Source organism: Cohnella fermenti (assembly GCF_004801405.1).
Classification (GTDB): Bacteria; Bacillota; Bacilli; order Paenibacillales; family Paenibacillaceae; genus Cohnella; species Cohnella fermenti.
Map to the genome: position 1 here is coordinate 1 of NZ_SSOB01000066.1, position 25985 is coordinate 25985.

General features: G+C 53.0%; 20 protein-coding genes. 12 read left to right on the forward strand and 8 right to left on the reverse strand.

Annotated features, from left to right (window positions below):
- Window positions 1-890: 890 nt before the first annotated feature.
- Window positions 891-2063: a family 43 glycosylhydrolase gene (locus tag E6C55_RS31175; RefSeq protein WP_136373755.1), complete on the reverse strand. Its 1173-nt coding sequence runs from the start codon at window positions 2061-2063 to the stop codon at window positions 891-893.
- A gap of 173 nt (window positions 2064-2236) precedes the next feature.
- Between E6C55_RS31175 and E6C55_RS31180 the strand changes: the two genes are divergently transcribed.
- From E6C55_RS31180 to E6C55_RS31200, 5 genes are all read left to right on the forward strand, one after another.
- Window positions 2237-3169, forward strand: coding sequence for a glycoside hydrolase family 43 protein (locus tag E6C55_RS31180; protein ID WP_136373756.1), 933 nt, complete (start codon window positions 2237-2239; stop codon window positions 3167-3169).
- Between the two features lie 35 nt (window positions 3170-3204).
- On the forward strand, window positions 3205-4074 hold the full coding sequence (locus tag E6C55_RS31185) for a DUF92 domain-containing protein (RefSeq protein ID WP_136373757.1): 870 nt from the start codon (window positions 3205-3207) through the stop codon (window positions 4072-4074).
- A 68-nt stretch (window positions 4075-4142) separates the two neighbouring features.
- Window positions 4143-4559 carry a BlaI/MecI/CopY family transcriptional regulator gene (locus tag E6C55_RS31190; protein ID WP_136373758.1) on the forward strand — a complete coding sequence of 139 codons (417 nt, stop codon included), beginning with the start codon at window positions 4143-4145 and terminating at the stop codon, window positions 4557-4559.
- Between the two features lie 3 nt (window positions 4560-4562).
- Window positions 4563-5402: a M56 family metallopeptidase gene (locus E6C55_RS31195; RefSeq protein WP_136373759.1), complete on the forward strand. Its 840-nt coding sequence runs from the start codon at window positions 4563-4565 to the stop codon at window positions 5400-5402.
- Window positions 5403-5499: 97 nt separating this feature from the next.
- Window positions 5500-6021, forward strand: coding sequence for a DUF2231 domain-containing protein (locus E6C55_RS31200; RefSeq protein ID WP_136373760.1), 522 nt, complete (start codon window positions 5500-5502; stop codon window positions 6019-6021).
- A gap of 109 nt (window positions 6022-6130) precedes the next feature.
- Here E6C55_RS31200 and E6C55_RS31205 read toward each other — a convergent pair whose 3' ends face one another.
- On the reverse strand, window positions 6131-7099 hold the full coding sequence (locus E6C55_RS31205) for an NAD-dependent epimerase/dehydratase family protein (protein WP_136373761.1): 969 nt from the start codon (window positions 7097-7099) through the stop codon (window positions 6131-6133).
- Window positions 7100-7274: 175 nt separating this feature from the next.
- On the opposite strand from E6C55_RS31205, the gene E6C55_RS31210 reads away from it, so the two are divergent.
- The 4 genes from E6C55_RS31210 to E6C55_RS31225 all read left to right on the forward strand — a co-directional run bounded on the left by E6C55_RS31210 (window position 7275) and on the right by E6C55_RS31225 (window position 15053).
- A complete protein-coding gene (locus E6C55_RS31210; RefSeq protein ID WP_168735977.1) occupies window positions 7275-8480 on the forward strand; it encodes a helix-turn-helix domain-containing protein in 1206 nt (401 codons plus the stop codon).
- Between the two features lie 105 nt (window positions 8481-8585).
- Window positions 8586-11042 (forward strand): glycoside hydrolase family 3 C-terminal domain-containing protein, encoded by a 2457-nt coding sequence (locus E6C55_RS31215; protein ID WP_168735978.1) that lies wholly within the window; start codon window positions 8586-8588, stop codon window positions 11040-11042.
- A 5-nt stretch (window positions 11043-11047) separates the two neighbouring features.
- Window positions 11048-12505, forward strand: a complete 1458-nt coding sequence (locus E6C55_RS31220; protein WP_230986942.1) for an MFS transporter — start codon at window positions 11048-11050, stop codon at window positions 12503-12505.
- Window positions 12498-15053, forward strand: a complete 2556-nt coding sequence (locus tag E6C55_RS31225) for an alpha-L-rhamnosidase (protein WP_136373765.1) — start codon at window positions 12498-12500, stop codon at window positions 15051-15053. Before E6C55_RS31220 ends, E6C55_RS31225 begins: the two co-directional genes overlap by 8 nt.
- A 54-nt stretch (window positions 15054-15107) precedes the next feature.
- Here E6C55_RS31225 and E6C55_RS31230 read toward each other — a convergent pair whose 3' ends face one another.
- The 6 genes from E6C55_RS31230 to E6C55_RS31255 all read right to left on the reverse strand — a co-directional run bounded on the left by E6C55_RS31230 (window position 15108) and on the right by E6C55_RS31255 (window position 23370).
- Window positions 15108-15938: a carbohydrate ABC transporter permease gene (locus E6C55_RS31230; RefSeq protein ID WP_136373766.1), complete on the reverse strand. Its 831-nt coding sequence runs from the start codon at window positions 15936-15938 to the stop codon at window positions 15108-15110.
- Window positions 15935-16810 carry a carbohydrate ABC transporter permease gene (locus E6C55_RS31235; protein WP_136373767.1) on the reverse strand — a complete coding sequence of 292 codons (876 nt, stop codon included), beginning with the start codon at window positions 16808-16810 and terminating at the stop codon, window positions 15935-15937. The genes E6C55_RS31230 and E6C55_RS31235 overlap by 4 nt, the downstream gene beginning before the upstream one ends.
- A gap of 76 nt (window positions 16811-16886) precedes the next feature.
- Window positions 16887-18212, reverse strand: a complete 1326-nt coding sequence (locus tag E6C55_RS31240) for an ABC transporter substrate-binding protein (protein ID WP_136373768.1) — start codon at window positions 18210-18212, stop codon at window positions 16887-16889.
- A gap of 16 nt (window positions 18213-18228) precedes the next feature.
- Window positions 18229-19800 (reverse strand): response regulator transcription factor, encoded by a 1572-nt coding sequence (locus E6C55_RS31245; RefSeq protein WP_136373769.1) that lies wholly within the window; start codon window positions 19798-19800, stop codon window positions 18229-18231.
- Window positions 19800-21626, reverse strand: a complete 1827-nt coding sequence (locus E6C55_RS31250; RefSeq protein WP_136373770.1) for a sensor histidine kinase — start codon at window positions 21624-21626, stop codon at window positions 19800-19802. The genes E6C55_RS31245 and E6C55_RS31250 overlap by 1 nt, the downstream gene beginning before the upstream one ends.
- Before the next feature lie 220 nt (window positions 21627-21846).
- Window positions 21847-23370, reverse strand: a complete 1524-nt coding sequence (locus E6C55_RS31255; RefSeq protein ID WP_136373771.1) for an NAD-dependent epimerase/dehydratase family protein — start codon at window positions 23368-23370, stop codon at window positions 21847-21849.
- A gap of 182 nt (window positions 23371-23552) precedes the next feature.
- Here E6C55_RS31255 and E6C55_RS31260 point away from each other — a divergent pair, with 182 nt between their 5' ends.
- From E6C55_RS31260 to E6C55_RS31270, 3 genes are read left to right on the forward strand one after another with little or no spacing between them, the layout of a single operon-like run.
- Window positions 23553-24125: a TetR/AcrR family transcriptional regulator gene (locus E6C55_RS31260; RefSeq protein ID WP_136373772.1), complete on the forward strand. Its 573-nt coding sequence runs from the start codon at window positions 23553-23555 to the stop codon at window positions 24123-24125.
- A gap of 4 nt (window positions 24126-24129) precedes the next feature.
- Entirely contained in the window at window positions 24130-25338 is a 1209-nt protein-coding gene (locus E6C55_RS31265; RefSeq protein ID WP_136373773.1) for a sensor histidine kinase, read from the forward strand.
- Window positions 25335-25976: a response regulator gene (locus E6C55_RS31270; RefSeq protein ID WP_136373774.1), complete on the forward strand. Its 642-nt coding sequence runs from the start codon at window positions 25335-25337 to the stop codon at window positions 25974-25976. Before E6C55_RS31265 ends, E6C55_RS31270 begins: the two co-directional genes overlap by 4 nt.
- Window positions 25977-25985 lie beyond the last annotated feature (9 nt).

A 25985-nucleotide genomic window follows, 5' to 3' on the forward strand; every position in this document is an offset into this window, starting at 1 on the left:
GCCGCCAGCGTTCGTCCTGAGCCAGGATCAAACTCTCCATAAAGGGACTTTCGACGGCAGGGTTTCCGTGAGGAAATCCCGAGAGTCGAAATGTCCAACTGTGAAGAACCTTGAAGGCTCGTTCTGTCCTGCTGGTTTGTCTCGCGGAACCGAAGTTCTACTCGACTATTTCATTACGCTCGATGTTCAGTTTTCAAGGAACAAGGGTTCTAGCAGATCGCTCTCGCGAATCTGAGTTGCGACCGCCGTTTCAGCGGCGCGAGAAATAATGTACCACGAACCGCAAGGCGATTGCAACAGGTATTTTCTCCCATCTGCAAACTTTGTTCCCCGCCGCTCGGATGATTATGAAATTTCACATTCGCACCCGCTCGCAACGGGCTATTTGAGCGGTTTTATGTGGTTTTTGATATAAAAACGGCGCACCACGAGGCCTCCCCCCGCCATAAATGCGAAAAATCACATAAAACCCGCGATAACAGGGGTTTCGAGCAAATTGTATGTGAAAAATCACATTCGTGCGGGCAACAGGGGCTGTTCCGGACAGGCTGCGGCAGTCGGTGATCGGGATCGGTTAGCGGGCAGTTGGCGGACAGTTAGTGCGGCGGCCGATGGGTCGTCAGTGAGCAGTCAGTGCGTAGTTAGTAGGTAGGTAGTTAGTAGGCAGTCAGTGGGTTGGCAGTCAGTGGGTTGGCAGTCAGTGGGTTGGCAGTCAGTGGGTTGGCAGTCAGTGGGTAGCTGGTGAGCGGTTGCTGGGCAGTTAATGGTCAGTCAGTGAGTAATTGGTGAGCGGTTGGCAGGAGCTAGGCGATCAGAATGTGCTTGGTAAGCGGCAGGTCAACGATCGCTGCCCCGCCGCCATAGTCTCCCCGCCGCCCCTCCGCCCCCGCCTACTCCGCGGGGTCGCGTGCTTCGACCGTCACTCGCGCGATTGCCGTGCGGCCTCCCGTCTCGAGCGTCCAGCCCGGCGTGCCGAAGAACGGCGTGCCGTCCGGGAGCCAGACGAATCGCTGAACGCGGGCGTGGCGGTTCGGGTCGTACAGCGCCTCTCCCTGCAGCTCCTTATAGGGGCGGGCGTGATAAACGATCAGCTCGGCGGCGCCGTCCTCGGACACGGTGAAGCTGTTGTGACCCGGCCCGTACTGCTCCGAGGACGGGTCGCTGACGAAGACGGGCTCGGGCGACTTGCGCCACGAAGCCGGCTCGAGCAAGTCGCTGTCCATGCTCGCCGTCAGCAGGCCCATGCAATAGCGATCGTCCGTCGCGCTGGCCGAATAAGCGACGAACACCCGGCCGTTCCGCTGCAGAACCGCCGGTCCCTCGTTCACCCGATGGCCTTGAATCTCCCACTCATGCTCCGGCTGCGAGATTCGCACCGGCTCGCCGGCGATCGACCACGGCGTATCCATGCGGGCGATATAAAGGCTGGAATCCCCGATAATCTGAGCCCACAGCAGATAGCGGATGCCGCGAAGCTCGAACGTCGTCGCGTCCAGCGAGAAGCTCTCGTCCGGCAGCTCGATCTTGCCCTTCTCCACCCAATGGCCCGACAGCGGATCGTCGTTCGCATTCTCCAGCACATAGGGGCGGATCGCCCACTTGTCTTCCGCCGCGCCGGCGGCGAAGTAGATGTACCACTTGCCGTCGATCCGATGAAGCTCCGGCGCCCAGATATGGTTGCCCATCTCCCCTCTCTCGTGCTTCCGCCAGATGACCTTCTCCTCCGCGGTCGACAATCCCGCCACCGTCCGCGAGCGCCTGAGCACGAGACGGTCGTATTCCGGAACGGAGCCGGTGAAGTAATAGTATCCGTCCGTATGCTTCAGAACGTGCGGATCGGCGCGATTCGGCACAAGCGGATTCGGATAACGATCCTCAAGCAGCTTCCCTCTCACCTCAAAGCTCCCGGGCTGTTCCGCGGCGGATGCGTCCACCCGCTCCCACTCGACGGGGAATGTCGCGATCGCGCCTCCCTCCAGCAGCACTTCTGCCGCAGCGGGCAGAATAGGCGCAGCTCCGACATTCGTGCGAATCTCAATCGTTCTTACGTTGACAACCTTCATGTTCGTTTCTCCTTCTGCAAGCCCGACGACTCTCGCCTTACCTTTTTCCCCCATTATGCCATGAGATTACCGCCCGCTCAAACCAACCTCCGACAGCCGCACTTATTCCCAATACGCGTTCGTTCCTGCTATCATAAGCATAATTGCAACTTACTCACTTGGAGGTAACGCACATGTCCACGCCATCATCGCCAACCGCTCCGTATGCCGCTTATTTGTTCGTTTATTTTATCGGGGAGTCGGAGGACGGCGAGCAAGTCTACTTCTCTCTCAGCCGGGACGGCCTGCACTGGAGCGACTTGAACAACGGGCAACCCGTTCTGAGATCCCGCCTCGGGGAAAAAGGAGTGCGAGATCCGTTCATTCTGCGTGCGGAGGAGGAGTCGAAGTTCTATATCGTGGCGACGGACCTGAGAATCGCCAGCGGCAAGGGCTGGGACGTCGCGCAATATGAAGGAAGCCGCTCGGTCATCGTGTGGGAATCGGAAGACCTCGTGAACTGGTCCGCCGAGCGCAGCGCAGAGATGGACGTCCCGGGCGCCGGCTGCGTATGGGCTCCCGAGACCTGTTACGATGAGGCGACGCAGTCTCATTGGATTTTCTGGGCGTCGATGGTGGAGGACGGCCAGGGCGGACGCAAGCAGATCATCTATGGCTCGCACACGAAGGACTTCCGCGGGTTCTCGAAGCCCGAGCGCTTCATCGAGCGCGGGAACCACGTCATCGACACGACGATCATCCGGGAGGGCGGCTGGTACTATCGCTACTCCAAGGACGAGACGAAGAAGTGCATTGTGCTCGAACGCAGCCGCTCGTTGACCGATCCGTCCCCCGAGGAGCTAAGCTCCCCGGATCTGGACAGCCTGTTCGGCGTCGAAGGGCCGGCGATCTTCAAGTTCAACGACCGCAACGAATGGTGCCTGCTCGTTGACCAGTATGCGACGGGCAAGGGCTACCTGCCGCTCGTGACGGACGATCTGGCCGGCGGACGCTTCCGGATTCTCGGCCCCGACGAATACGACCTGGGCGAGACGAAGAAACGCCACGGCTCGATCCTTAATCTGACGCAGGCCGAGTATGACGCTCTGATGAAGGCTTGGGGCTGATTGTGCAACAACAACAGGCTGGGGGGGCTAGGAAGATGGAGTGGTTGGCGGGGGCGGTTGGAAGCAGCGTCATTGCGGGGGCGGCGTATATCCGCAAGTCATTGTCCGTCTCCGGGCTTGCGGCTGCCATTGTGCTCGGGACAACGATGTATGCGCTTGGGAGCGCGATCTGGTACGGGACGCTTATCGCTTTCTTCGTATCGTCGACCTTGTGGTCCAAGTGGGGGAAGAGCGCCAAGAAGCACGTCGAGAGCGGCTACGAGAAGTCCGGTCGGCGCGACCATGGTCAGGTGCTGGCCAACGGCGGCCTGGGGCTTCTGCTCTGCTTGGCGAATGCGGCTTGGCCGCATCCGCAGTGGCTGTACGCGTTCTTCGGCGTCATGGCTTCGGTCACGGCCGACACGTGGGCGACGGAGATCGGGGCCCTAAGCCGGAAGCCGCCGAGATCGATCAAGACGGGCCGACTGGTCGCAGCCGGAACGTCCGGCGGCGTCTCCGGGCTCGGCCTCGGCGCTTCGCTCGCCGGCGGCCTGTTTATCGGCTTCGCCGCGTGGCTCTTGTCGGTGGCCCTGCCCGCCGATTCGCTTGCCGTCTCCTCCGGTTCGCTGGCCGTGTCCGCCGGCTCGGAAGCGGCCGCGCCGCTGCGGCTCCTTGCCTGGGGCGGGATAGCCGGACTCGCCGGGCTGGTCGGGTCGCTGGCCGATTCCTGGATCGGCGCTACCATGCAATTGATGTACCGCTGCGATAGCTGCGGCCGCGAGCTCGAGCAGCCTCAGCACTGCGGCGCGCCCGCGGTGCGAATCCGCGGGCGCGCCGGCTGGAACAACGATGCCGTCAACTTCGCAAGCTCGCTTGTCGGCGGCATCGTCGCTGTTCTATCGGCTCTGACGGTCGGCTTGGCCTAGATCTGCCATTATAGTTGACGAGCACTTTCGATAAAACTATAATCTGTAGTGTAAAGGAAGTGCGAGCTGTGAGAATGAACTCGTTCAAGTTCCAGGGCAACGGGCTGGAGCGCTTCTTCGGTCCATTGGAGGCCAGGGTGATGGAAGCGATATGGAGCCGGACGGAGCCGCCAACGATCAAGGAAGTCAACGCCGTCGTCAGCGAGGACAAGCGGATGAGCTTCAACACGATCATGACCGTCATGAACCGACTCGTCGATAAGGGAGTGCTGCAGAAGAAGCTGCAGACCAAATCGTATGTTTACACCGCCGTCCTCTCGAAGGAGCAGTTCCTGGAGGAGCAGTCGAAGGAATTGTCCTACGACCTGGTGAAGGAATTCGGCTCCTTGGCCGTTACGCATATGCTCGACGCCATGGAGCAGGTCGACCCGGATTTGCTCACGCAGTTGGAGCGCCAAATCGAACAATTGAAGAAGGATCGATAACCGATGAGGCTGAACCGTTCCGGTTGGATGCTTGCCGTTGTTCTCCTGTCCGCGGGCTTCGTCTATGCGCATATGTCGCTTTTTCTAATCCAGTTCGTGTTCCATGTGCGTGTGCCTGTCAATCTGTTTAATCAATGCGCCGAGCTGCTTCGCTTCATCGGGTTCCCGGTGCGAATCAACCTGATGCTCCTCCTTGTCGGTTCGACGCTGCTCTGCTCGCTCGCCGTCGCCGTCCGCGAAGGAATCGCCGCGTATCGCTGGAACCGGACGGAACGAAGCCGCCTCGACGAGGAGCTGACGCTCGCTGTCGGAGAAGAGCACGGACTGGCCCGCGCCTCCCTCTCGATCCTCGATCATAAGGACCCCGTAGCGATGACAATCGGGCTGCTCCGTCCCCGCGTTGTCCTGTCGACAGGGCTGATCGACGCGCTGAGCGAGACCGAGCTTCACGCCGTGATCGCTCACGAGAAGTTCCACTTGACGAGGCGGCATCCGCTGGCGATATTCCTCTTGTCGCTAATTGGAATCGCCCTCTGGTACATTCCGATCTATCGCTGGTTCATCCGGAAGTATAAGGTGCTGATCGAGTTGATGGCCGACCGTTACGCCATACATGCGACGGGAGGCGCGGCTCCCCTGAGCAGCGCGCTCCTCGTTCTGCTGAAGCGCGGACAAGCGTCGGCGTCGGCGGTCGTTCTCGGCAGCGCATCGTTCGCCGACAATGCGATCAACCTGCGACTGAAGCAGTTGATCGATCCGCAATTCAAGCCTTCGCTTACGCCGCCGCTTTTGCCGTGCGCCGTATCCGCGCTCGCATTCGCTTTTATCGCCTTCGGCGTTTAATACGACAACGAGAGAACGTCATGCCGTTTCCCGGACTATGGCGTTTTCCTTTGAATATATAAACTACAATGAGTAGTGTAACTAAGGAGGAACAGCAATGAGTTATTTATGGGACAACAAGCACTTTATTATTACGCATTTTCCGATCGTCCTGCTTCTCGTAAGCTTCCTGTTCGACCTGGCCGCCCTGATCTGGAAGAAAAAAGATTGGCACACGGCCGCGCTGGTCTGCCTCGTTGTCGGAACGCTGTGCACCATTGCCGCGGTGCTGACGGGACCGAGAATGATGCGCAATGAAGGCGTCGAAACCCACGAGCTCTATGGAACAATGACGATGTACCTCGCCATCGCGCTCAGCGTCGTTCGGCTCGGCATTGTGCTGTGGAAGAAGCGGGACATCGGCCGCAACCCGATTTACTTGATCGTGGCGCTCGTCGCCGTCGTGCTCGTCATGTATACGGCTCATCTGGGCGGCAAGATGGTGCATCGCTCGTTCGAGCCCGGCCAGTTCCCGCAGGGAATGACCGGCGGCGGACAGGGACAGGGGCAGATGCCGGGGCAAGGCGACGGCCAAGGGCAGGGCTTCCCTGCACCGTCGGCTTCGAGCGCCACCCCATGATACGAAGCGAGCGGCGCCGGGATCTCTCCCGAGCGCCGCTCGTCTTTGATGCGTATTTCGCGTTAGAAACGGACTGCTAACTGTATACCCGAAAGTCACACCAACGGAATCACACGCAAGCCTCGAGCGTCTCGCGAATAACCGCAGGGATGTCCGCCTCTTTAAACTTCAATATCGGCATTGTGTCTTCCGGATTCAAGTAAGCGTCCCGATCCTGAATGACGGCAATGTTATCCAAGTGGATTCCATGCTCCTTGCCCAACGCGGTGGAGTGGGAATCCGCTTGCTCCATTGCGGGCTTTATCTGTTCTAACGGCAGTACGGCGATCTGCGTCTCCGTCTGGCCCAGAACATCGGCTATCATCTGGTAGAAATCCTTGAATTTCATGTTCATTCCGCTGATGGCGTAGCTGCTGCGATGCGTTCCGTATTCGATCGCGCCGACGGTTGCTTCGGCAACCTGCTGTGCAGTGACCATCGCCGTTCCTCCGGAGAGCACCGGTACGAAGCTCTTGCCGCGAACCTGCTCCACAAACATGCTCCAGAGCGGAGTTCTGCCCGGCATAAGGCCAAAGATGTAGGGCAATCGAAGGACCATCACATCCATTGATCCCTCGCCTTCCATGTAGGCAACCTCCTCTTGAAGGAGTCTTGTTCTCGGATAGGCGTTCTTGGCCTTAAGATTCAGATCTGTCCAAACTTCCGTAAAGTAAGCGAAATAAGAGCCGAACAGAACAAACTTGCGAACTCCGGCTTGTTTGGCCAACCGTGCCAGCCTCTGGGTCGGGAGTACATTCGCTTCGTAGAAAAATTTAAGCGCCGGAGCGTCAGGCACCACCCGCTCGTCCGCACCTGCCGCATACACAAAGGCGTAACACCCTTCCAACAAAGCAAGCACTTCGTCATCGCTCATCGCCGTGATGTCGCCAAGCCTGCACTCGACCTCCTTCGGAAGCAAATCCTCTGCCGGCAAGGGCGGCAAAGCTACGGTAGAAACCGAATAACCTCGTTTTAACAATTCTTTTGTCGCGTAATAGCCAAGAAACCCCGTACCGCCCAGAACAAATACTTTGCTCATACCATCCCACTCCCCGTCAATCTATTGGTGTCTCACAACCCGATGTCTCGCAATCATTATATAATTTCAAACGGGTTAGAAATGTGATTAATTTCACATGTATTGGGAATATATTTATCGTTGAACTTATTGTAAAAAAACGATGTTAATTGTACGATCTTGTCGAGGTGATTCGATGTTGACCAAAGAGTGTACATTTATAATCGATTCCTTTTACAACCTCACCGGCTTGCCTGTTCGCTATTATAACGGAGCCGAGTTTGTGCGAATGCTTCCGCCAATTCCCGGTTATCTGGACCCGTTGGGGCATACCCTCCAATTCCTGTTTGACGACGAGCGCACGGTGAGCTACCGGGTGACAGATGAGATCCTCTACTATGGCAAAGTCAACTCCCTAACAAATGACGGCGTATTCATTGTCGGGCCCGGCTATTTTATTCCTCCCTCCAGCGATCGCCTGACCGACATTATGATCGGCGCTGCCCTTTCTCATTCAAACCGGGTAGAGTTTACCGATTTCCTTACCCGTATTCCGACGACCTCCTTCGAGAACTTTTTGAACGGTCTCTGTTTTCTCAACTTTGCGCTGAATCGGCGAATGTTGACCGTCGAAGCTCTGCTGCTGCAAGGAAATTCCTTGCCGGGTGTCGGTTCCGGCATCAGGTCCGATCTGGAGGATGCTTTGTTCAACTCGGAAGAATCGAATGACTTCCATGATACTCATCAGCTCGAGCAGCGCATCTTGGCAGGAGTTCGCGAAGGGAACATCGAGGAGCTTGCCGACTTGTTCGAGAATTCCGTCAGAGGCAAAGCCGGCCCGTTAGCGAAGGATGCTCTCCGACAAGAGAAAAACATCATGATCATCAGCACTACCTTGGTCACCCGCGCAGCCATTGAGGGAGGGATGGACATAGAGACAGCTTACCATCTCAGCGATCTTTATATTCAACAAGCCGAGCCTTTATCGCGACTCGATTCCGTATCGTTGTTAAGGCAACGAATGGTTATGGACTTTGCGGAGAGAGTGTCGCTGCAGAAGTACCCGCCCGGCATATCGCCTGCAACCGCCAAGTGCATCCGGTATATCAGGAAACGAATAAACTCCCCCATCCTTGTTCGCGAGCTTGCCAATGACATCGGAATAAACCCGTCTTACCTGTCGAGAAAATTTTATAGCGATATGGGCAACCATCTGAATGATTATATCAATCGGCAGAAAATTAATGAGGCGAAGAAGCTCCTGGTTCTGACGGATAAGACGTTGGGTGAGATAAGCAGTTATTTAAGCTTCTCTTCTCAAAGTTATTTTCAGAATCTATTCCGCAAATTTGAAGATACCACTCCGATAAAATATAGAAATTCCTTTCGTGTTCCAAGCTAAGTAAATCATTTTTTCGATATACAGGTAGATTTTTTACAATACATCGCTTTCAAATTATTTTAAACTCAAGCCATGAGGGGACTGTCGTCTTATAAGGAGGACCAAATGACCAGCATCGACAAGCTTACGCCTGACCAACTTACAATCGAAGAGAAAGCCGCTCTGCTTGAAGGGCACGATTCCTGGAATTCCAATGCCGTTCCGCGTTTGGGCATTCCGAAGCTGTTCCTGACGGACGGTCCGCACGGACTTCGCAAGGTACGGGAAGCGACCGGCGGGTTCGGCGTATCCGACAACGAGCATTCGACGGCTTTCCCGACATCGGCAACGTTGGCTTCCTCCTGGGAGCCGGAGCTTGCCTTCCGGATGGGAGAAGCCATTGCCGAAGAGTGCATCGAAGCGAAGGTCGATGTGCTCCTCGCGCCGGGTATAAACATCAAGCGAAGCCCCCTATGCGGGAGAAACTTCGAATATTTCTCGGAAGATCCGCGCGTCTCCGGCAAGTTCGGATCGGCCTTCGTTCGCGGAGTCCAGAGCAATGGAATCGGATGCAGCGTTAAACACTATGCTGCCAATTCCAACGAGAATTATCGCTTTATCGGAGATAGCGTCGTCGATGAGCGAGCCCTGCGGGAAATTTATTTGCGCGCGTTTGAAACCGTGGTCAGAGAAGCCAAGCCCTACACAGTGATGTGCTCATACAATCGTCTTAATGGGACATTCGCCTCGCAGAACAAACGGCTGCTAACCGACATCCTTCGCGAGGAATGGGGCTTTGACGGCGTCGTTATGACCGATTGGGGAGCTACCAGCGATCGCATCGAAGGCGTGCTGGCTGGCTGCGACCTTGATATGCCCGGTGATGTATGGCACAATCGCCAGTCCATTATCGAAGGCGCCCGCAGCGGCAAGCTCCCGCTTCCAACTCTTGACAAATCCGTTCATCGCATGATCCGGCTTACGGCCCGTTGCTCGGCCAAAGGAACGACGGGGCGATTGGACCCGGAGCGGAATGCCGCTCTGTCTTGCGAGATAGCCAAAAGAAGCGCCGTGCTTCTTAAGAATGACGGGACACTTCCATTGAACGGCGGGGAAAAGCTGCTCGTCGTCGGCGAAATGTTCGAAAAGATGAGGTACCAGGGGGCCGGCTCTTCTCTGATCAATCCCCCTAAGGTCATCACCCCCAAGGATGCGTTCGATCGACGCGGAATCTCGTATTCCTACGAGAAAGGCTTCCGCTGTTTCTACACAGAACGGGATTCGTCCCTGGAGCAAGCCGCGCTTAACGCGGCAGCCGATGCCGATACGATCCTATTCTTTGGAGGATTGAACGACTTCGAAGAGAGCGAAGGATTCGATCGCGAGCATATGCGGATGGGCGACAATCAGACGAGATTACTGCAGGATTTGATCGCCACCGGCAAAAAAATCGTGGTCGTGCTGTTTGCCGGAGCTCCTGTGGAGCTGCCCTTCCTTGACGGCCTGGCCGCGCTTCTCGACATGTATCTGCCCGGCATGTACGGAGGAGAAGCAGCGGCAGCATTGCTCTACGGAGAAGAGAATCCGTCCGGCAAGCTTGCGGAGAGCTGGCCTGCACGAGCGGAAGACAGCTCCTGCCATGCCGACTATAACCGCGGTCCCGTCTCTCGATATTATGAAAGCCTTTACGTCGGGTACCGCTATTACGACAAAGCCCAGACGAACTTGCTCTTCCCGTTCGGGTTCGGCCTATCCTATACCTCGTTTCGCTATGATGAGCTTGCTGTCGCCGACGGCAATGGCAAGCTCACGATCGAATTTAATCTTACGAATGCAGGAGACCGCGACGGCTCCGAAGTCGTGCAGCTTTATGTTCGCAACAACCAGAGCACTGTCTTCAAAGCGGAGAAAGAACTTATGGCCTTTGCCAAAGTGTTCCTGCGGCCCGGCGAGACACGTCGTGTAAGTGTCCAATTTGACCGATCGGAGTTATCGTACTGGAACGTTAACCTGCATCGTTGGGTTCTGGAGAACGGCCGCTACGAGATTAGTGTTGCCGCTTCCTCAGCAGATATCAGGTTGACGGCTCCACTCCTTATTGACAACGGCGAGAACGTTCCGACGCCTTACTCCGATAGCGTGGCAGCCGCGTATGCAACGCCGCCGCCGAGCATCCCCGACTGCTTCCCGGAGCTTGTCGGATATCCGATTCAAGAGCAGCAAACGAAGGGACCTTTGACGCTCGAGTCCTCTCTGCTCGAATTCAGAAGATCCTGGATGGGACGAATCCTGTATGCAGCCGTCATGAACACCGTACAGAAGGATTACAGGAAGGCATTGCGAATGCCGGATTCGTTGGAACGCGATACTCGCCTTAAGAATTCCCACTTTGTCGTCCGGCTGATGCCTTCGAACTCCATCCGTTCCATGTGCATGTCTTCTAGCGGCAAGTTTACCTATCGAACAGCGCTCGGCTTGGTCGAGCTGGCGAACGGCCGAATGCTCAAGGGATTAAAAATTTTGTTAAGCAAGGACAAACCGATTCCGCTGCCAAGCGAACCTCATGGGGGGCCTGTTTCGTGAATATAATGAAACCGCTTCTTCGCAAGAAAGCCATGGACTCCCGGATTGCTTCTTCCGATACGACCGCCAAGGAGAGTTGGCTTGGTTATTTGATCGGACCGACCGGTGCGCTGCTGCTTAACGCGGTGTTGGCCTCCTATTTGAACGTCTACTATACGGATGTGCTGGGGCTGACTTCGCTTGGCGGCGGAGCCTTTCTTATCATCTTCCCCATCCTCTCGAAAATAGTAAGCGCCATAGCCAATTTTATCATGGGATATATCATCGACCGAACCCGATCAAAGCAAGGCAAAGCGCGGCCATGGCTGTTGATCGCCGCGCCTCTCATGACTCTGTCCGGCATTCTCCTGTTCCTGATCCCGAACGCCGAGCCGAAGGTGCAGGCTATCTGGATTGTGTTCTCCTATAACCTGTACTATGCATTTGCATTTACGATTTACAACCTGAGCCATAACTTGATGGTGCCGCTCTCCACGCGCGACAGCCTTCAGCGCGGCAAGCTGTCCGTATTCAGCCAGGTCTCGACCATTATGATGAGCGGAATTATCGTCGCCCTTATTTTCCCAATGGCCATTCTTCCGGTCATCGGGGTGGACAAGCAATTGTGGAGCGTCGTCATGAGCGTGATTTCCATTGCAGCTCTTCCACTTACCCTTCTCGAATATTACTATACCAAAGAGCGGGTTACCGCCGAGGCGGCGGAAGACGAAGCGAAGCCGTCCATTCCCTTCGGCAAGCAATTGAAGGCGATCCTGAAGGACAAATATATGATGATCATCCTGAGTTATTTCCTGATTTACACCTTCGCGACAAGTCTCAAAAACCTGAGTTTGATCTATTACTGCAATTACGTGCTGGGCACCTATAATGACGGAATCACGCAGACCTTAATCTCCGCAATCGGCGGCATTCCGATGGGCATCGGCATCTTGGTTGTCTGGCCGCTCGCCAAGAGGTTCGGCAAGCGGAACGTCACGTTGGCGGGATTCGTGCTTGTCGCTGTCGGAAGCGTTGTCTGCTGGGTATTCCCGACCAGCTTGACCATCGTTCTTGTCGGTCAATTTATCAAGAACATGGGCTTGCTCCCCAGCGCTTATATCTTCATGGCCTTATTCGCGGATACGCTGGATCATCTCGAATGGAAGGAGCGGTTCCGCTCCGACGGCATCGCGATGTCGATTTATACGACAATAGCGGTATCCATGATCGGCATTTGCACCGGCGTCTTCAACGGAATGCTCTCATCCGCAGGTTATGTCGCCCCCTATTACGGCTCCTCGGGAGAGCTTGTTACTGCCCAATCGAACGCGGTACAGCAGATGATCACGTTCTCGTTTACCGGGTTCGAGACGATTACGAGCATCGTCCTCCTTGTCCTGCTCGCTTTTCTGAATGTGGAGCGCCATCTGGATCGCAAACAACAGGAGATCAAATCCCGCCGGGAGGAAACCCTTCATGCTTAAAATTGCAGAACTGAAAATTGGCGGTCTTGCACGGGGCTGCATCACGGACAAACGACCGAACATCTCGTTCTCGCTGGAATCCGACGCGGATGGCGAAGCGCTCCGGGACGCGGTTATTACGGTCGGCGACTGGACCGCGACCACGAGCGATCAGATCAACAATCTTTACGGGGGAGAGATGAAGCCCTTTACGTCTTATCCCGTCCATGTCGTCGCTACAGGCAAGAACGGACAAGTCGCCGAAGCCGCAGCTTCCTTCGAAACCGGAAGATTGGATACGCCCTGGACAGCCCAATGGATAACGGACGCAAGCTACGATTATCCGAAGAAGCAATCTCCCGTTCCGATGGTGTTTCGCCATTCCTTCGCCGTCTCGAAGCGGGTTCGCCGGGCGTGGATAAATGCGACCGCTCTGGGCGTTTACGAATTGACTCTGAACGGCCGGAAGGTCGGCGACGATTACTTCGCCCCCGGCTTCACTTCCTACGAGCATCAAATCCAGTATCAGACCTATGACGTCACCGATCGTATCGGCACCTCCAACGCGCTGATGGCCGTCGTTGCGGGCGGCTGGGCAGCCGGTTCCTTCAACTACATCCGCAAGAGCAAAATCTATGCGGATCGTCAAGCGTTCCTCTGCGAGCTGCATCTGGCATACGAAGACGGAACAAGCGAAGTCGTGCATACGGACGAAGCGTGGCAGGTGTCGGAGGAAGGCCCGTACCGCATGGCCGAATGGTACGATGGAGAAACGTATGACGCCACGGTCGATCCGGAAGCGGTTCCATGGAAGCAGGCGACCCTTACCCGCCCCCGTCAATCTCCGGCTCTCTTGGCGCAATACGGCGATCCCGTCCGCATCCAGCAGATTCTGAAGCCGATCTCGTTCGTTAAGGCTCCCGGCGGAGAGGTCATCTATGACTTCGGCCAGAACTTCGCCGGGGTCATCTCGGCGAAGCTGCAGGGGCGACGCGGCCAGGAGGTCGTCTTCCGCCATGCGGAGGTGTTGGTCGACGGAGAGCTATTCGTTCAATCGCTGCGGACCGCCAAGGCGACGGCGACGTATATTTGCGTCGATGGCGAACAAAGCTACTCCCCCCGTCTCACCTATATGGGCTTCCGTTACGTCGGCGTGCGCGGCATCGCCTCCGAAGACCTTGAATTGACGGCGCTCGTTCTTCATTCCGACTTCGAGGAGATCGGCGACTTCGAATGCTCGAATGAGCTTATCAACAAACTGCACAGCAACATTCGTTGGGGCGGCAAATCCAACTTCGTCGATATTCCGACCGATTGTCCGCAGCGGGACGAGCGCCAGGGATGGACCGGAGACGTCGCGGTCTTCGCCCGAACGGCCTGTTACCACTTCGATCTGGGCCGCTTCTTCGACAAGTGGCTGACGGATATGCGCGCCGAGCAAGGACGCGGCGGCGGACTTCCGATGGTCATCCCCAAAGCGGGCGACAATTGGCCGACGATGGCGACTTCGGCATGGGGAGACAGCTGCGTACTCGTCCCCTGGGCCGAATACCTCGCTCGAGGAGACAAGACAATTCTGGAGCTTCAATACCCGACGATCAAGAAGTTTCTCAAGGCCGCCAAGTGGTGGTCCTCTCTTCTCTCCGTTACTCCCAATGGCAGGCACGTCTGGAGATTCCCCTTCCACTTCGGAGATTGGTGCGCGCCGGACGAGACTGTTCGCCAATGGCTTAAGAAGGGGAAATGGGTCGGCACCGCCTACTTCGCCAATTCCTGCGGACTTGCCGCCGAGATTGCGGATCTGCTCGGGTACGCTCAAGATGCTGCGCATTACCGCAAGCTGCGCAAGAAGATTATCCGCGCCTACCGTCAAGTATTTACCGACGGCCAGGGCAATCTGAAGAAGGAGTTCCAGACCGCTTACGTGCTTCCCCTTCACTTCGGGATGACCGAAGGCAGGGAAACGACCGCCATGGCCGACAATCTCGTTCGTCTGGTGCGGGAGGCGGGCGATCGATTAACGACGGGCTTCACGGGAACGCCTTATCTTCTGTTCGCTTTGTCGGATAACGGTCATGCCGATACCGCCTACAACCTGCTGCTTCAGGAAGAATGTCCATCATGGCTCTACGAGGTCAAGGCAGGCGGAACGACGATCTGGGAGCGCTGGGATGCGCTCCGGCCCGACGGCACTGTGAATATCGGTGATCTGACCGGCAAGAAGCCCGATGAGCAATCGAACGGAGGGATGGTATCCTTCAATCATTATGCCAACGGAGCTGTCGGCGATTGGCTCTATCGCCGCATGGCGGGCATCGAACCGACCAGCGGAGGATACAGAACGTTCCGAATCGCTCCGGTCGTCGGCGGAGGCATCACTTCAACCAAGGGAAGTATCAAGACGCCGTTCGGGCGCGTTGCTTCGGAGTGGACTCTTGCAGGGGATAATTTCCATATTGATATTAAAGTTCCGGTATCGACGGAGTGTGAGCTCATTCTGCCAAACAACGAGCGTCATCTGCTCAAGAGCGGTCATCATCAATATGCGTGCAAACTAAAGAGGCAATGAACAACGAGTTCCATAATGACACTCAATAATGTCATTATGGAACTCGTTTCTTGATTAACCTTTGACGGCTCCACCGGCTATCCCTTTTATGAAATATTTCTGCAGGAGCAGGAACAAAAGGATGAGAGGCAGCGAGGAGATCGCAATGGAGGCAAAAATCAATGACCAATTGTTGTTGTACTGTCCGACAAACGTGAAAATCGCCATTGGGATCGTTCGCGAAGCTTTCTCTTGGAGGAATAATAGAGGGACGAGAAAGTCATTCCAAATATTCAGGCTGTTCGTAATGACGACCGTTGCGGTAACCGGCTTAAGCAGGGGGAAAATAATGGAGACGAACGTTCGAATAGGACCGCAGCCGTCGATCGTGGCCGCTTCCTCCAACTCTCTAGGCACAGATTTAAGGAATCCGGTATAAAGAAAGATGACAAACGGAAGCGTGGAGGCCACATAGATCATGATCGCCCCGAAATAGGTGTTTGTCAGATGAAGGCCGCCCATTAGCTTATACAGTGGAATCATAGCCAATTGGAAGGGCAGCATAATGCCCGAGATGAAGAAGATATAGAGAATAGAGGACAGCTTCGAGGCTCTTCTTGCTAGCGGGTAAGCACCGGCGCTTCCTAAGACTGCCAGGCTCAGAATAGAGCAACCGGTAACAAGTACACTATTAAGGAGCGCTCTCGCAAGGTCTGCCTGATTCCAGGCGTCAGAGAAGTTCGTGAGAACAAGCTTATCCGGCCAACTGTATGGATCCATCATGAACGCAGAGGAAGACTTAACAGCCCCAAACAACAACAACATAAGAGGAATGATAAGGATAACACTCCATAGTAGAAGGAGACCACTCCTTGCTAATGTACCCATCGAAATTTTATTTCTCATGCTTGCACCTCCCGGCGTCGCAGAAATGCGATTTGGATAAGGGAGAAGATAAAGATAATGACGAATAGAACAACAGCTATGGCAGTACCATAACCCATCTGATTAAAATTGAACGCCTTTTTGTAGAGCAAGATAGCGATCGATGTTGTTGTGTCGCCCGGCCCGCCTTTGGTCATCACATAAATGATGTCAAACACTTTCAGGCTTCCGATCATCGTCAGGATCATATTAATAGTGAACGCCGGGGCAATCAGAGGGAACGTAATATTACGGAACTTCCTCCATGCACCTGCTCCGTCAATCTCCGCAGCTTCCTTCATCTCTTGCGGCACTCCTTGCAAGCCTGCCAGATAAATAATCATGCTAAATCCGGCCCAATGCCAAACGTTAGTAAATGTCACACTTAGCATCGACCATTTCGGATCGCCCAGCCAATCCTGGGTCAAGGAAGACAGACCGACAGACTCCAACAGCATATTGATTACTCCAGTGACCGGAGAATAGATATAGCTCCACATAAAACCGATCGCCAAGGCGCTGATAAGCGTAGGAATAAGAAAATACACTCTAAGCATACGATAGATTCTTCCGGCTCTGTCAACCAAGACTGCGAGCAATAACGACAGGCAATTTTGCAAAATGGTAACGGCTGCTGCGAACTTAAGTGTATTCCATAGTGCATGCCACACTTCGGAGTCGCGGAAGAGTTGATCGTAATTATCAAATCCGACAAACGACGTACTCCGGCTAAGGCCGTTCCAATCCGTCATGCTATAATAAAAGCTGCTAAGTACGGGATAGACAAAAAACATACAAAATACTAGCAATGCCGGGGCAACGAACAGAAAGTCTGATTTTCTCCAACCTATCATTCTTTATCTCTCCTTGCATCTGAAAATCGAGGAGCCGGGATCCTCATCCCGACTCCATTAACCAATTGGGCAAGCGTTAATTGTTCACGGCGCTCTTGTAGGCTTCATCCATCTTCTTCAACATTTCATCTATTTTATTGGATGTGTTCCCGCCGCTGACAAGCACATTCTGGATCTGGTTCATCATGACGTCCTGGACACCTGCTGGCCACTTTTGGTCCAGGAAATTATACGACCCTTTGACAAGGTACGATTCCATTTCCTTGGCCGTTGTATCCATGTCAACCGACACGTCGCTAAACGTCGAGAACGCCCTCTTTTCTTTAAGATAGAACTGAGCAATCTCAGGACTTGCCCAGAAATCCAGGTACAGCTTCGCTTCTTCGGGATGAGCCGTAGTTGCCGAGATCGCAGTCATTGATCCAACCGAAGCGGATACCCAAGCATCCTCGCCGGCCTCGTTGTACGGCAACGGGAACATGCCAAGATCCAGATCAGGATTAGCTTGCTTGATTGGGGCAAGCATCCAATTCCCATTGATTGTCATGGCTGCTTTCTCAGTTGCCATCAATTGTGTCGATTGATCGTAAGTCGTGCCCAGAATGCCTTTATTAAAGTAGCCTTTCTCGTTAAGCAATACATAATCGGACATCATCTGATTCCAGGCCGATCCAACGAATGTAGCCTTGCCTTCGCTCATTTGAGCATCAAAGTCCGGGGTGTTTTGATAAATCGCTGTCGGCGCCATTGCGTATGGAACGAGTTGCGTGATCCACAGATCTTTGTTCCCGAGTGCAATCGGAGTCACGTTAGCCGCCTTGAGTTTCTCGCTGACATCGAGAAATTCCTGCCAATCTGTTGGAATCGACAATCCATGGTCTGCGAAGATCTTCTTGTTGTAGATAACGCCAATAACATTCGAGTCTAACGGAAGCGCATACACTTTATTGTCGGTGCTGGCTACATCCTTTGCGCTCTCTATCAGTCTGCTTACCCACGCTTGATCGCTGAGATCCATGAGGTAACCCGCTTCCACGAACGCATCCTTCTTCATACCCGGATAGACGCCCAACAAGTCAGGTGCGTCGCCGCTTGCCAATCTTGTTTTAATGACCGTCTCATATTGGTCCGTCGGCGCCGTTTCGAACTCGACTGTAATGTTCGGGTATTTGTCATGGAACCTATCATTGATCTCCTTAATGGTCGGCCCGACGTCTCCGCCAATCCAGCTGTAGAACCTAAGCTTTACCTGTTCTCCGCCGGATTGCGAGGTGGACGAGGCGGACGGTTGCGCCGAATGGGTTGCATTCAAGGTCGAGTTGTTCCCGCAGGCAGTAAGAGCCAGCATTGCCGCAAGCGCTGCCATGGTTGGAGCTGCAGCTTTCTTTCTGATTGATTTCATGAGTAAGTTCCCCCTTTTAATCGCTTACATCCTCATGATAGCCTATCTGATCTTCCGGATTGGTGGAGACGTTTTCGAATTTGGGCAGGTTCATTTTCCTAATTAAACGAATATAAGCCGCCGGGGTCAACCCGTATTTCTTCTTAAAGGTTTGGCTGAAAAATTTGGAATCCTCATAGCCCACCATTCGACCGATCTCCGCAATCCTTCCGATTCCTCTATCCATAAATTCCTTGGCCTTCTCGAGCCGGTAATCGATCAGGTATTCGGAGAAATTCTGTCCCAATTCCGACTTGATCAATTTAGAAAGATGCCCCAAGCTGACGTGATGCCGATTGGCAAATTGTTGAAGCGAAGGATTGCTATGATATTCCTCCCTTACAAAGTTAAGGACAAGCGGAACCAATGCACGCGGCTTGATCCCCTCAACTTCTTCCGGAGCCGCCCAATTCATCAACTTGGCGACTAGCGCCTCAATCAGCTTGCTTGAAGTGGAATATTGAAGAGCCGCATTGGCAACATCAACGGTGTCCCATTTGCCATCATCCCTTATTTGGCCTTCGGATAATTTAAATTTAATTGCATACAACATATCAACGAGAATGGTTGACATCACCTTCGTTGATATTCGACTATTCGCCAGATAGGAGACGAGCGCGCTGCTAGTCACTCGAATTTGGTGCAAATCGCGTTGTCGAACCGCTCGTTCGATCAAGCGCACCTGATCCCAGGCTTTTGGCATGTCGCTCGTTAGGCATTGTTCTCCCGGGCCAACGAAGGAGCTTCGGTCATAGGTTACACAACGTTCCAGCCTCCCGATTATTTCCTGATATGCAGTCTCCAACGATTGGGACTCTTGCTTGAAATGAATGGCCGTATGAATATTCACTCCACTTTGCTGCAGATAACCATGAAACTCATAGAGTGTGGAGAGCAACGACGAGTGAAGCGTCAGGTCGTTCATGGGCAGAACGAACACACGCATGTGCGGCTCTGTCTCCAAACAAAAAATTCGGGTTAATCTACGGTCTGTCAACCACTCTCTGGCATCATCCAGCGATGGACCGCGATCATCCCAATTGCCAGCGAACCTCCAATTTCCAAGCAGGGAGACAACCAGGCAAGCTGAAGAAAGCAACTCTGCGGAGGCGTTGCCGAAGCCTGACAGGCTTCGCGATATCGTCCACTGCGTCAATATCCTTCTATCCTGTTCAGAGCGTCGCGCATCTTCAACCAATTGATCAACAGCACGGCATAGCTGCGCATCAGATACAGGTTTAAGCAGATAATCTTTAATTCCCAATTGCATTCCTTTGCGCGCATAATCGAATTCGCTATAGCCGCTGAGCACAATAGCGGACAGGTTAGGGTTAATTGATTTAAGCTTGCTGATTGTCTGAAGTCCGTCAAGTTCCGGCATTCGTATATCGGTTACAACAAGATCCGGCACATCACCCGATAGCGCAGCGACAACGGCATCATTGCCCGTCTCAAAGGTGAAGACACGATGCTCTTTACGGTATTGTGCGGTCATCTCAGCTAATTCTTCAAGAGCATAAGGTTCGTCTTCAATGAGAAACAGATTCATTATTCTTCCGCTCCCTCCAGGTATTCGTCCGTTATTGGAAGATGAAGCACGAATTTTGTCTCATGCTTCGGTTTGCTCTTTAATTCAATGGAGGCCGAGTCTCCAAAGCATAATTTTATCCTCCGCGCCAGATTAACGAGGCCTATGCCGTCTTGCTCGTTCCTGTGCAGCGTAGGGGGCGGATCATTCAACAATCGCCGCAGAAATTCCGCCCTTTGCGGGTCGATTCCCTTCCCATTATCGGATACGGACAAGAGAACCTTGTCCTGCCCTTTGTGTGCTTCAATGCGAATGAATCCCCCGGAACGAAGCTTTTCAATGCCATGCACGATAGCATTCTCCACCAGAGGCTGAATGAGCAATTTAGGAATAGGCTTCTCCAACAAATCATCCGGCACATCAAGTTCATAAGTAAATCTCCCGCCAAATCGGACCAACTGAATGTCGAGCACATTCTTGACATGATGAAGCTCCATCCGAAGCGTCGCCGGCCTTGACCAATTCGACAAGCTATAACGGAACATATCTGCAAGCGCTTCAGCTAGTTTGCCGGCCTCCGGCGCCCCTTTTCGTTTAGCCATGGCTTTGATTGTATTTAAGGTATTGTACAAAAAGTGGGGGTTGATTTGGGTCTGGAGTGCGAGCAATTGCGCATTTTTTGTTTGAAGCTGAGATTCATATGCCTGCTTTATTAACCGGTCAATGCTGTCTAACATCTTGTTAAATACAATGCCGAGTTGCCCAATTTCATTGCTGGGTTCACCTAGAGGGATTCGCTCCTTGAAGTTTCCTCTCTCGACCCTGTGCATTAATCCCACCATTTTACGCAACGGTCGGGTAATTCCGGCGGAAATGAAGTAGGAGACGAACACAACAAGCAGACCGGCCGAACAAATCAGACCGAGGATATACAATCCGCTGTGTCTCGCTTGCTCAAGTATAGTCCCCAATGGAATTAATACGATCGTACTCCAGTTGGTCTCATTCGATTTTTTATAGGCATACAAATATCGAATCCCTTCAACGGTAACCTCTCCGGAGCCCCCTGCGCCGTAAAATTGGTTTGATAGACCTGCTTCAGCAAGAGTACTGCCCGTAAGCCCTCCTCCGTTATCGTAAATCACGTTCTTGCTGTCATCCGCAATGTAAAGAAGCGGTGCCGCTTCAGTCCTGGAAAGTGGAGTGATGGGTTCCTCAAACACAAGAAGCTTCTCCATTACCCGGACATCGATGTCGATCTTTAGGTAACCCGTCTTGCTTCCGGTTGGAATGTCGTAAATGTTACGGATCAAGGAGAACACCCATTTCTTGTCCTGCGAGAGCGAAGGGGCAATACAAGTCGGCCACAAAAAATAGCTACGGCTGTCGTAATTTCGTATCTTGCCGTACCAAGGCTCCTCGGCAAGCTTCTGTTCCTTACCCGAGCTGGTCATTGCAAAATTATATAAGGTTCCATCAAGAGCATAAATATCTATGCTGCGAACCACTGACCAAGTCGTGGATAGATTGAGCAGCTGTGAACGAATCCGATTGGGGGCAAGCGGGTCGTTTGCTCCATCGGAGTTTCGAAGGACGCTCTGAACCGTTGGATCTGTGAAGATCGAGATCGAGAACCTCTCTAGATCCTCAATATAAAGATTAACGGTCCGAGACATTTGGTTCACATTCGAATCCATAAGCTGCAACGTTTGCTGCTTCAATTGGTGGACAGTCTGGGAATAATAGACGACGCCGCTTGCCATAATTGCCAGTGTCATCAGAACGGAGAAGCTGATACTAAGCCTTGAATGCAGACGCATTCGATTCCAGAATTTGATTGCGTTCAATTGTGCCCCATTCCCATCGCTTAAAGTCGCATTATTTTAGCACAACTCATTCAAGTCTGTTTACCGTTTGAATTGCATCTATACGGGGAGAATTTTGCGAATCTGGACTTTAGCTCTTCAAGCAGTAACACTCATAACAGTTGAAATACAAAACAGCGGGTTCCATCGCGGCATTCTAAATGCCTTGACAGGAACCCGTCAGCTTATTGCCATTCTGCAATTATACATCCAACTCCGACACCGCTTTGCGATATTCCCGTTCCGGCTCGTCCGCATCATGAAGCGGCTCCCACACTTGAGCGAAGAACGGATCGACCTTGGCCCTGGCCGCATAGTTCCAGCTGTTGCGCTCGCACTCCGGACACCAGTGGCCTCCTTCCAGAACAAGACGGGGACTGGCTTCGAATTCATGGCCGAAGGCGCAGGAGAACGTCAATTTGCCTCTCCAGTCCCCTTTGCTCATGGTGCCCGAACGGCATTCGCCCCCTCTGAACCTTGCGGCTCCCTTCATATCCTCAAGCTCCAATTCGCTCTCCGGCTTGGATTCGTCGTACCCATGATCGATATGCACGACTTTGTCCCATTCCTGATAATGCTGGAAATCATTAATATTGTCGGGGATCGCTTCCCAAGCTTTTCTGCTGCCCCAATAAGCGTCGATTTGCTCCTGCTGGTTCTCCTCGATAAACCGCACCGTACCGTGCTCCGTTCTCGCCTCCTTCAAGAAAATACGCTTCATCAGGCTTCCCATCAGCTTCTGTCCTCCGGGCAGACGACAGATCATTCGGGACAGCGTCGCGGTCGCTCCCAAGTTCTCGAGATAAGCATCGTAGAAATACTGCATGGAATCCTGTCTGAATTGGAGATGCTCCTCCAGCTTGTCCGAATCGAGGTAATATTGGCCGTGGAAGTTGCGTGTGGCATACCATTTGGGGTCGATGACATGGCTTAGATCCTTGAAGCCAATCGCTCCGTAAAGCTTCTTGTACATGGCGTAAGTGTCGACCCGGCAGCTCTCTCCTCCGCCAATATTGTAAATATGTCCCCAGAACTGGTCCGACAGCTCGCCGCTATGCTCTCGACGGCATAGATTCCCTAACAGTCTGCCCGAATCCCTGTCGGAGACATACTCCAGAACATTGTCCAGGCAGTTATGGAACATGATGGCGTCCTTGATCTTGCTCATGGCCGGTCCCATGATGCCGGTCTGCCTAAGGCTGACCCAATAGGTCAATCCGGATTCGATCAAGAGACGCTCCGCGGCAATCTTGGATACCGCATAATAGTCGTATACGCTGGGCTTAATGGGATCGCCGACACGCCCCCAATGAATCGGAGGCATGCGATCTCCCGTCTCGGCAATCGTTCCGATCGATACGACCTTGACTTCGTTCATGCGGTTCTGTTCCTCGATGGCACGAACGATATTCCTCATCGAGCCGTAATTTACCTTCATCGCCAGCTTGGGGTTGTAATCGGCGGCCGGGGATACCAAGGCCGCAACATGCAGCACAATATCCGCGTTAAGCACACATTCGTAAACGTCTTGATAATCCGTTACATCTCCCCAATGAACGGCAAGACCGCTCCGATTCTCGAAGCTTGTCAGCTTCTGTCTGTCCGTCTTCGTATCCAGGACCAGGATCGTTATCTCTTGCTTGTCCGTATCCTTCAATAATTCCTGCAGAACCCAGAAGCCCATTCCTCCCGTTGCACCGGTCAGCAGCACTCTTTGCTTGCGCATAATCGTTCACCCTTTCGTTCTTGATCTTGACAACAATAATCGTCCATAGTTTCATATATACTAACACTGTGTCTTTTTCACAACCATCAGTTGTCTGCCGAATGTCGTGTCAAAGACACTTTGGAATGAAGTGTCGCAGAACCATCAAATAAATCGAATTAGATGGAAGGAGAACGCAAACAATGAACGGGAAAGAAAATCAACGAATCCGTTTGACCAGAACGTTATTAAAAAGCAGCCTCATGGAGCGAATGGCTTCCAAGCCCGTCTCCAAGATCACCATCAAAGAAATATGCGAGAATGCCGGCATCAACCGCTCGACCTTCTACCTCTACTACAAGGACCAATTCGAGCTGTTGAACGAAGTCGAATCGGAATTGTTGGACTTGGCGGAGCAGCACTTGAAGAAGCTTGATTCCAACGAGGATAACGTCCATTATTTAAAGAAGCTGCTCGGGTATATGAAGGACAATTCCGCCCACTTCCGAATTCTGTTGTGTCACCCGGAGAGCTTGTCCTTCCAAACCCGATTCGTCGATATCTCGATCCGAAATCTGAAGCACAATATTTCCTTGAACTGCCCGGAGCCGATCTCCGATTACGTATTCCGTTATTTGACCATTGGCTGCTTAAGCATGATAACGAAGTGGATTGAATCAGACTTTGAGTTGCCTGTTGAAGAGCTTTCCCATCTGATTTTCGGATTGTCAGACAGTGCCCTGGGCTTATTCGGCCCGAAGAACGCAGGGGGCTGACCTTATGAGCTCAAACCGGAATAGGTCCATCGTTTCTGCCAGATCAGCAATATTGTTGATGAGTCGCGGACCTTTAATAGTCTGGATTTCGATAACTTTCGGCGGCTGCCTTATCCTTCAATCATTGACTAACCTCCAACTCATCCCGCTGCTGTTTTTCATCGGCTTGATTATGTTGCACGCGTCCTTGACATGGCACTCCGCATCACTGACACAGAATCGTCCCTGGATATATCTGGATGTCCAGGCACTGCTTATCAACGGGGCCGCCTTGCTGATGCCGGATGGCGCACCTATTCTTATCGCTGCCCTGAATCCGATAATGATTAGCCAGAGCTATGTCATTTATCCGAATAAACGGTTATTCGCCACGGCTCTGTTCAAAAATATCCTTTTATTCTGCATCACCACGAGTTACTTAAGCGATCCGCTTCATTGGGCTTTATATTTTGTCTGGTTTATCCCTATGTGCGTCGTGATGCTGACCGTAACCAATCTTGCCGTCAGGCAGCTTCAGAACCAGTACCGTACTCAATCCTTCTTGACGGAGCTTGAGATTGCCCATCAGCAGGTAGAAGAACTGTCAATCGCGAACGAGCGACAGAGAATGGCCCGGGACTTGCATGATACACTTGCTCAAGGTCTTGCCGGGATTGTCATGCAGCTCGAAGCCATCGATGCCAATCTTGCGAACGATCGTCCGCAACGCGCCCAGGATATCGTACATCAGGCAATGAACCGCGCAAGAAGCACTTTGGCTGAAGCCAGGGGGGTTATTGATAACCTTCGAATGGCTTCGAATTCGAATACGGACTTTGGGCAAGCTATCGCCAAGGAAATGGAACGGTTCAAGCATGAAACCAAGCTTCTCGTTCACCTGGAATTGGATATTCCAAACTCCTTATCCAAGCTCTTGTGCGAGCACACTCTTTACATAATAAGGGAGAGTCTTGCGAATATAGCCAAGCACTCGAAAGCGAGTCAGGCTTGGGTCGCCATTCATAACATCCGTTCAACGTTGAATATCCATATTCGAGATGATGGGATTGGCTTTAATCCGGCAACGATTGGCCAAAGTTTAGGCCATTACGGACTGGTTGGCATGCAGGAGAGAGTGCGCATCATCGGAGGTTCATTCGAGATTGAGAGCAGTTCGGAGGGGACGCTGATCCGTATACAAGTTCCGTTGCCGGAAGGAGAGGACAGACAATGATGTACAAAGTGATGATTGTGGATGATCATTTCTATATTCGTGAAGGAATAAAGCTAATCCTCGAAACAAACGAGTCATTTCGAGTCGAAGCCGAGGCAAACGACGGAGTGGAAGCTCTCGAGCTTCTACAATCGGAGAAACCCGATGTCATTCTAATGGATCTCAACATGCCCCGTATGGGCGGCTTGGTCACCATGCAAGAATTAAAGAAAAGACAAATAGACATCCCGGTCATCATTCTTACTACGTATAATGAAGACGATTTAATGCTGCAGGGACTCGAATTGGGAGCCAAAGGCTATCTCCTGAAGGACACGGGAAGGGAACAATTATTCCGAACGCTGGAATCCGCGATTAGAGGCGAAGCACTGCTTCAACCCGAAGTCCTGGCCAAGGTGTTTGAGGCTAAGCAGAAGGAAACGAATCCCGTCATTGCCAAGGAGTCCTCGCCGCTATCCGCGAAGGAGAGCTTGGTCCTGCAAGCGATCGTCCAAGGCTTGCGGAACAAAGAAATTGCCGCGGAGCTCGGAATTTCGGAGAGAACGGTAAAGGCATACCTTACCGGCTTGTACAACAAGCTAGGTGTGGACAGTCGCACCCAGGCGGTTGTCGCCGCAACGGAACGCGGGCTTGTTTAGCGTCGAGGA